The organism is Pseudomonas sp. (assembly GCF_028293835.1).
Classification (GTDB): domain Bacteria; phylum Pseudomonadota; class Gammaproteobacteria; order Pseudomonadales; family Pseudomonadaceae; genus Aquipseudomonas.
On record NZ_JAQGNX010000049.1, the window covers coordinates 1 to 8720 of the forward strand.

Sequence of the window (8720 nt, forward strand, 5' to 3'; positions counted from 1 at the left end):
ACCCCAGCGCTTCGTTACCACCCACGCCCATCAACGGACGGCTGCCAGGGTGCCAGACCACGGTGTTGGTGCTGTCGCTGGTGTCGATGCATAAGCTGCGTTGCCACGCTTCGTCTTGCAGTTGTAATTCCCCGGCATGGTTGAACACCCGCTGACAGCCGCCATCGACCCGCAACTCGCCTTTTTGCAGGCACGCTTGTCGGTTGAGTTGGTCGTAACCACGGGCGCCGTCGAGACCCTCAAGCGTCACATCAGCCACATCACTGATACGCCAGTAAGCGTGTAATGCATGGCTGAAAAGACACGGCTCAGTGTCTTCGTGCTGGGTACTCAAGCGCAGTTCCATGTTCTGCCCAAGGTCTGCGTGCAGATCGACTTGCCAGTCCCAAAGCTTGAGGCGCCAATGCAGATGGACGCCCATCTTATCTTCCGTGCTGTCGACCAGCTTCCAATCCAGCAAACGCGCCCATCCATGGGAAGGCCATACGCCCTCGCTGGGATGACGGCCATACCAAGGCCAGCAAATCGGCACGCCGCCCCGGATGGCACCGACTTGTGGCCAATGAGCCGCGCACCACAGCCAGGGATGCTGGTCGCGAGGCTGGAAGTGCAGCAATTGTCCGCCCTGACGACTGAATACTGCTTGGCATTGCGGGTGATCGATCAGCAAGACGTCGCGCTGCTGATAGCGCTCCCACTGAAAGGTTGGCCTGGCCCGCGACGAAGTAAAAAAACGTTGTAGCGGATGCTCAAGCATGTGCCACGGTCCTGAAAATCATGTTGCCCAAACCTTTGGTGAAAATGTTCTGCATTGCACCAAAAAAAAAGCGGATAGCCATGGCTATCCGCAAAACGCACACAGAGAGGAGGAGCTTATCGCGACAGCGTTAGAACACCGTCTGAATTTTCAGGCCGGCCACCAGCGCGTTGTCGACTTCGTCCACGCCACCTGGGTGGGTGATGTATTGCAGGTTAGGACGTACGGTCAGCCAGTTGGTGACGTGGAAGCCGTAGTTGAGTTCGTAGTTGTACTCAGTGTTGCGCAGCGGTGTGTACAACGGATTGTCGTAGTCGGTGATGCCATTGGTAGCGTTAAGCAACTCGGCGTTTTTCTTCACGTCATCGTTGACATGGATACGGGCAAAACCAATCCCCATGTCATCCTTCGGACGCGCGTCGAACGGGCCCTTGTACACGAACATCAACGACTGGTAGTTGTCGACGACGTTGGTGTCCTTGTCGTGGAAGGTTGCGTTGGCCGCGACGTTCAGACCGCGGGAAGCGTCCCCGTTGTGGGTGGTGAGTTGCTGTTGCACTACGCCCCAGTAGCCGTGCTTGCTGCTATGAACGCGGTAGCTGTCGCCGGTGGTTGCTGCGTTATTGCCGTTGCTGTCCTCGAGAACGTCATTGGCGTTAGCCGAGCTCTTGTAGTAACCCACACGGTATTCACCCGGCAGACCGTTGGGGTTCGGCGACCAGACCAGTTCGACTGGTATGAGGGTGCCCTTGGTCCCACTGCCGCTGAGCTTGAAGCCGTTACCGTGCTCCAGTTGCGATGGGTTCTGGTCGTACGCACCAATCTGCGCATACAACTCAGGCGTGATGTTGTACTTCACGCGCAAAGCCGCCTGGCTGACCGGCCAGTTGTACCAGATGCCCGTCGCCCAGTTACCCGCCTGGGAACCGCAGAACGCCAGGTTCTGGAATTCGCAGGGGAAGGTGTTGAAGTCTTCGCCTTCGCCGAAGTAACCGGCCTTGATGTCCAGTTTGTTTTCGAGGAACTGGTGCTGAACCCACAATTGGGTCAGACGCACCATGTGGCCACGGCCGTAAACTTCCTGGGAAGAACTCAAAGTGCCCGCACGCGGGTCGCCGACACGGTCATTGGAGATGTTTTGACCATTACGATTGGTGAGTTCGACCTTGGCCTGGGTGTTATCCCAGCCCAACAGCTTTTGCAGGTCAAACGCCACGCCAAGGCCAAATTGGTCCGAGTAACGCGCAGTCTTGTCGTTGTTGTAGCCACCACTCAGGTTGCCGCCTACTTCACCGACGTAGTCCGCCTTGATGTCGATACCTTGCTCGATCAGTTTGGTCCGCTCGCCGCCCCAGTCGCCGGTCATCCATTTGGAATCGGCGCTGAAAGCATCGTCTGCCATTGCATTGGCAGAAAGAACCAGCGCTGCAACCGCTGACAGTTGGCAGAGCAAACGGGTGTTGTTGTGTTGTTTTTTCATCCCTACATCCTCATTTTATTGTTATTAGCTTTCATACATGGTCTGCAGCATTTGCTCCGTATTGCTGGCTGACCGGCCTTCACGGCAGACCCGGTCAACCAGCAGTGCTCAGGCAGCCTTCACTGGCTGCGGTTTATCTGCGTAACGTTGCCCGCACGCTCAGTGGGCTGTAGCTTTCCCAGTACACCTAGGCGCTCGCCACTCTTTGCGTCGAACAACAGGACTTTGGACGGATCGAACTGTAACGTCAGCGATTCGCCCACCTGCGGCGCCACGTCCGGTGCCAGGCGGCAGCAGACCTTGCTGCCGTTGAGCACGACGAACACCAGCGTGTCGGGCCCGGTGGGCTCGGTGACCTGGACTTCAGCGCGAATAGTCGGCAATCCATTGGCTTCGACCGAGGCCAAAACAATCTGTTCCGGCCGCATGCCGAGGATCACTTCACGGTCTTCAAGACCGGCGTCGCTCATGCCCAGTGGCAGCTCGCAACGAGCTTGCCCGCTGTCAAGTAATGCTAGCAAACGCCCTTCTTTTCGCTGCAGGCGCAGCGGTATGAAGTTCATCGGCGGCGAACCGATAAAGCTCGCTACAAACAAATTGGCCGGGTCGTTGTAGATCTGTTGCGGCGTACCGAACTGCTGAATGATCCCGTCCTTCATCACGGCCACTTTGTCGCCCAGGGTCATGGCTTCAATCTGATCGTGGGTCACGTAAACCGTGGTGGTCTTGTTGCGCTGGTGCATCAGCTTCATTTCGGTACGCATCTCGACCCGCAATTTGGCGTCGAGGTTGGACAATGGCTCATCGAACAGGTTGATCTTTGGTCGCCGCGCCAGCGCCCGGCCCATGGCGACACGCTGTTGTTGACCACCGGACAGTTGTCCTGGCTTACGGTTAAGCAGGTGTTCGATTTGCAGCAGTTTGGCGACCCGAGCGACTTCTTCTTCAATCGCGGCGGGGGCCATTTTGCGGATCTTCAAGCCAAACGAAATGTTCTCGCGCACGGTCATCGTTGGGTACAGCGCGTAGGACTGAAACACCATGGCGATGTCGCGGTCTTTCGGGCTCATGCCACTGATGTCCGCGTCGTCGATCAAAATCGAACCGCCGCTGATGCTTTCCAGCCCGGCAATGCAGTTCATCAGCGTCGATTTACCGCAGCCAGACGGTCCTACCAGGATCAAAAACTCGCCGTCATTGATCTTCAACTCGATGTTTTTCAAGGTGTCCGGCAAACCGCTGCCATAAGTCTTGTTGACGTTACGTAATTCGAGAGTTGCCATGCCTTACCCCTTGACCGCGCCGGCCGTCAGGCCGCGCACGAAATACTTGCCGGCGACGATGTACACCAGCAGGGTCGGTAGACCGGCGATCATCGCAGCGGCCATATCGACGTTATATTCTTTGGCACCGGTACTGGTGTTGACCAAGTTGTTCAGTGCCACGGTAATCGGCTGCGAGTCGCCGCTGGAGAACACCACACCAAACAGGAAGTCGTTCCAGATTTGGGTGGATTGCCAAATCAGGCAGACCATGATGATCGGCGTCGACATCGGCAAAATGATCTTCATGAAAATAGTAAAGAATCCGGCACCGTCAAGCCGCGCGGCTTTAACCAGCGCATCTGGAATGCTCACGTAGTAGTTGCGAAAGAACAGTGTGGTGAATGCCAGACCGTAGACAATGTGCACGATCACCAGCCCAGTGGTGGTGCTGGCCAGGCCCATTTTGCCGAGGGTAAAGGACGCTGGCAGAAGCACGGTCTGGAACGGCAGGAAGCAGCCGAACAGCAGCAGGCCGAAGAACAACTGCGAACCGCGAAAACGCCACATCGACAGTACGTAGCCGTTGAGCGCGCCGATAGCAGTAGAGATCAATACCGCAGGAACGGTGATCTTGATCGAATTCCAGAAGTAGCCATCAACGGTTGCCCAGGCTTTGACCCAGCCAATGGACGTGACCACTGTCGGCCAGCTCAGCAGGTTGCCGGAGCTAATGTCCTGCGGGGTTTTGAAGCTGGTCAGCAGCATGACCACCAACGGCACCAGGTACAGCAAACACGCAAAAATCAGGACCGCGTGAATCGCGATCCGGCTAAGACTGATAGACGGTTTATTCGCCAGACTACTCATCGCGCTTGGCCCTCAATTCGGAATACAGATAAGGCACCACGATGGCGAGAATTGCCCCGAGCATCAGGATCGCACTGGCCGAGCCCATGCCCATTTGCCCGCGACTGAAAGTGAACGAATACATGAACATCGCGGGTAAGTCAGAGGAATAACCCGGGCCACCGGCAGTCATTGCCGCTACCAGGTCAAAGCTCTTGATTGCGATGTGCGCAAGGATCATCACTGCGCTGAAGAACACTGGTCGCAGGCTTGGCAAAACGACCTTGAGATAGATGTGCGGCAAGCTGGCGCCATCAATTTGCGCCGCACGGATGATCGATTGATCGACACCTCGCAGGCCTGCAAGGAACATCGCCATGATGAAGCCCGACGCCTGCCAGACCGCTGCAATCACCAGGCAGTAGACCACGCGATTCGGGTCCACCAACCAGTCCAGGCGGAAACCTTCCCAGCCCCAGTCGCGCAACATTTTGTCCAGCCCCATGCCTGGATTGAGCAACCATTTCCAGGCAGTACCGGTGACGATCATCGAGAGCGCCATCGGGTACAGATAAATCGTGCGAATAAACCCTTCACGGCGAATGCGCTGATCGAGGAATACCGCTAATACCACGCCAACCACCAGACTGATGGCAATGAACATGCCGCCAAATACCGCGAGGTTTTTGCTTGCGACCCACCAGCGATCGTTATTGAACAGGCGAGCGTACTGAGTCAGTCCAGCCCATGTGTAAGAAGGCAGAAACGTAGAGGTGGTGAACGACAGCACAAACGTCCACAGGATATAACCGTAAAAACCGACCAATACGACGAACATGCTCGGTGCCAGTACCAGTTTCGGTAACCAGCGTTGAAGCACGTCGAGCGGTGAGGCTTTGCTGATCACAGCGACAGAGCTCATCGAGAAATCCACGTCAGAAACATCAATACCAGTTCGCAGCCGTGCTTGAAACCAGACTCCGGTTTCATCAGCACGAACTGCGGCTGGGGTGTACCGCTGGCGAACCAGCGGTGGTGAGAGCTAAACGATTACTTGGCCGCTTTGACCGATGCCCACAATTGCTTGGCGGTTTTTTCCGGATCGGCTTTCGGGTCGTTGATGTAGTTGGTCACTACATCGAAGAACGCGCCTTGTACGGCCAGCGAGGTCGCCATGTTGTGCGCCATGCTTGGCTGCAAGCCGCCGGTCTTGGCGTCAGCCAGGAAGTCCTTGGCAGCGGTTTGCGCGCAAGAGTCAAAGCCATAGCTGTCCATTTTGTTCAGCATGTCGATACGAACCGGGATCGAGCCTTTGTTGATGCTGAAGACTTTTTGGAAGTTTTCACTCAGCGTAACTTTGGCGAGATCCTGCTGGGCCGCAGCCGTGGTGTCGGCGTCTTTGGTCTGCTTGAACATGGCAAGGGAATCGATGTTGTAAGTGAAGGCCTTGTCGGTGCCCGGGAAGGCTACGCACTCATAGTCCTTGCCAGCGACTTTGTTGGCAGCGGTCCATTCGCTCTTGGCCCAGTCACCCATGATCTGCATGCCGGCCTTGCCGTTGATGACCTTGGCCGCTTCCAGGTTCCAGTCCTGGCCTTTGCCGTCGGCATCCATGTAGGTGGCGACTTTCTTCAGTTCGGTCAGCGACTTGACCATTTGCGGACCGGTCAGCGTTTTTTCGTCCAGGTCTACCAGGGCTTTCTTGTAACCGTCGGCCCCCATTACCGAAAGCACGACAGCTTCGAAAACGGTGCTGTCCTGCCAAGGCTGACCACCGTGGGCCAACGGGATGAAGCCTGCGGCCTTGAGCTTGTCACCGGCCGCGTAGAATTCTTCGAGGGTGGTTGGATTCTTGGTAATCCCGGCTTTCTTGAATACTTCCGGGTTGATCCATAGCCAGTTAACACGGTGGATATTCACCGGAACGGCCACGTAGTCACCTTTGTACTTCACCGTGTCCGATACTTTCTTATCGAGCAGGATGTCCCACTTTTCGTCTTTGGAAACTTGTTTCAATACGTCGGTGTTGAGCAGACCGGTAGAGGCCCATTCCTGGATATCCGGACCTTTGATCTGGGCGGCGCCAGGAGGATTACCGGACACGGCACGACTTTTCAGTACGGTCATGGCAGTCGAACCGCCACCACCGGCAACAGCGCCGTCTTTCCAGGTGAAGCCATCTTTTTCAACCTGGGCTTTCAACACGTCGACTGCAGCTTTTTCGCCGCCCGATGTCCACCAGTGCACCACTTCCACTGTACCTTTGGAATCAGCAGCTTGAACGCTCAGAGGGAACAACGAAGCGAGAGAAATGACAGCAGCGAGGCGGGAGATCGAATTCATCTGATTACCTTTTCTTGTTGTTATGCATGAGCAAGTCTGGTGCTTGCGCTGCATGGATTCTAACCAAGGGATTCGGCGACACCGTAACGAAGGGACGCGCAATGGTCACAGAATGGTTACATTGATAGAAATCCCCACGGGCCCCGCTAGGTGGGGGCTCTTGGGGAAAGTGATGGAAAATGGCCATTGGGTGCACAGGAAATTCCGTGCGGCCACTCAATCAACCGTGCGCGGCAACCGCAAGGTCACGCGCAGCCCGCCTTCGCGCAGGTTTTGCAGACTGACTTCGCCGCCGTGGCTGTGGGCGATGTTGCGCGCTATGCCCAACCCCAAGCCGTAGCCCTGTTGTTGTTTGCCGGCCAGACGAAAATGCGGCTCGAATACTTGCTCAAGCCTCTGCTCCGGTACGCCGGGGCCTTCGTCGTCGACGTGGAGCACAAAGGCGTTTTTATCATCGGTGATGTGCAGGTGGGCCTTTTGTCCGTATTTCAGCGCGTTGTCGATCAGGTTGCCAATGCAACGTTTCAACGCCAGGGGTTTGCCCAGGAACAGGGCGCTCGCCTGCCCCCGCTGCGTTACACGACCATTGCCGGCTGGCGACACATAGGGTTCCACCAGGCAATCCAATACGTGATTAAGGTCCACCGGTTCGATGTTTTCGTGAATGTCGGTGTCTTTGACGCATTGCAGAGCCCCCTTGACCAACAGCTCAAGCTCGTCGAGATCGCGACTGAATTTGGCCTGGACCTTTTCGTCCTCCAGCAACTCGACGCGCAAGCGCAGCCGGGTAATGGGTGTGCGCAAGTCGTGGGAGATGGCGCTGAATAACTGGCTGCGCTCGGACAGGTAACGGCTGATACGTTCGCGCATGGCATTGAACGCACGGCTGACTTCAATCACTTCGCTGCCGCCGCCTTCAACCACCGGCTCGACCACGGTGCCCAGTGACATTTCCCGTGCGGCGCGTGCCAGTAATTTGAGTGGACGGCTCTGCCAATGCACCAAAAGACCAATAAACAACAGCAGAAAACTACTGGTCAGCGCGATAAACCATACTTGCTGCGCTGGCAGATTCTGCTCCTCCAGCGTGGTGTAGGGTTCAGGCAACAGCGAAGCGATATACAGCCATTCGCCGGGCGATAATTCGATTTGAGTGACTAATACCGGCGGGTTGATCGGTTCCAGGCTCAAGGCGTAATGCGCCCAGGAGCGCGGCAGTTCATCAAGCTTGAGGCCACCGTTAAAAATTCGCAGGTCCTCGGGGCGCACGAATGTCACCGAAATGGTCGGTTCATTGCCCAGATGCTGGCGCAATACTTCCTCCACGGCGGTCAGCACTGCTGCCTTGCGCGGCGTGGGGGCCAAAACTTCCATTTCCAGTGGTTTGTCGTTGAGAGACACCACAAAACGTGTGCCGCCCATGCTGCGCAGCTGATCGAGTACCAGTGGGCGATAAGCCACCGGCAGCGAACGGAAATAGCTGACGCTGGCGGCCATAGAGTGCGCGAGGCTACGGGCACTGGTCACCAGCCCCTGCATCTGCGTCGCGCGCAGCTGCGAGACCCAAATCACGCTGGACAGCGCCTGGGCCAATAGCACCACTAACAGTGTCAGCAGCAGCATGCGGCCCAACAACGAGCGTGGCATCGGAAAGCGCCAGCTCGTGGTTTCAGTAGCCATTGCTGGCCTGGAAAGTCACGTTTGCCGCTAACAGATAACCGCTGCCGCGCACAGTGCGAATCAGACGGGGGGCTTTTCCAGTATCGCGCAGACGCTGTCGCAGACGGCTGACCGCCATATCGACGATACGCTCCAGCGGCATCAATTCGCGGCCACGTGTAGCGTTGCCGATGGTGTCGCGATCAAGAATTTGTTGCGGGTTATCCAGAAACAATTTGAGCAACGCGAAATCGGCGCCGGAGAGGATTACCTCCTCCCCATCACGGTGAAACAATCGATGACTGACCATGTCCAGGCGCCAGTCGTCGAACACTAATACGTCGCCGCTGACCCGCTCCTGGCCGAACTG

The 8720-nt window shown here is 56.6% G+C and carries 8 protein-coding genes; all 8 read right to left on the reverse strand.

From position 1 onward, the window contains the following. Positions 1–757, reverse strand: a 757-nt coding sequence (locus JWR17_RS05815; RefSeq protein ID WP_299829205.1) for a D-hexose-6-phosphate mutarotase, incomplete at its 3' end; no start/stop codon positions are given. A 130-nt stretch (positions 758–887) separates the two neighbouring features. Then, positions 888–2237, reverse strand: a complete 1350-nt coding sequence (locus JWR17_RS05820; protein ID WP_299829207.1) for a carbohydrate porin — start codon at positions 2235–2237, stop codon at positions 888–890. Positions 2238–2356: 119 nt separating this feature from the next. After that, a complete protein-coding gene (locus JWR17_RS05825) occupies positions 2357–3520 on the reverse strand; it encodes an ABC transporter ATP-binding protein (RefSeq protein ID WP_299829209.1) in 1164 nt (387 codons plus the stop codon). A 3-nt stretch (positions 3521–3523) separates the two neighbouring features. Then, positions 3524–4369, reverse strand: coding sequence for a carbohydrate ABC transporter permease (locus JWR17_RS05830; RefSeq protein ID WP_299829211.1), 846 nt, complete (start codon positions 4367–4369; stop codon positions 3524–3526). Next, positions 4362–5270 carry a carbohydrate ABC transporter permease gene (locus JWR17_RS05835; protein ID WP_299829212.1) on the reverse strand — a complete coding sequence of 303 codons (909 nt, stop codon included), beginning with the start codon at positions 5268–5270 and terminating at the stop codon, positions 4362–4364. The genes JWR17_RS05830 and JWR17_RS05835 overlap by 8 nt, the downstream gene beginning before the upstream one ends. 128 nt (positions 5271–5398) lie before the next feature. Further along, on the reverse strand, positions 5399–6691 hold the full coding sequence (locus JWR17_RS05840) for an ABC transporter substrate-binding protein (RefSeq protein ID WP_299829214.1): 1293 nt from the start codon (positions 6689–6691) through the stop codon (positions 5399–5401). 216 nt (positions 6692–6907) lie between these two features. Further along, positions 6908–8371, reverse strand: a complete 1464-nt coding sequence (locus tag JWR17_RS05845; protein WP_299829216.1) for an ATP-binding protein — start codon at positions 8369–8371, stop codon at positions 6908–6910. Next, positions 8361–8720: winged helix-turn-helix domain-containing protein (locus JWR17_RS05850; RefSeq protein ID WP_299829218.1), on the reverse strand; the 360-nt coding region annotated here is incomplete at its 5' end. The genes JWR17_RS05850 and JWR17_RS05845, both read right to left, overlap by 11 nt.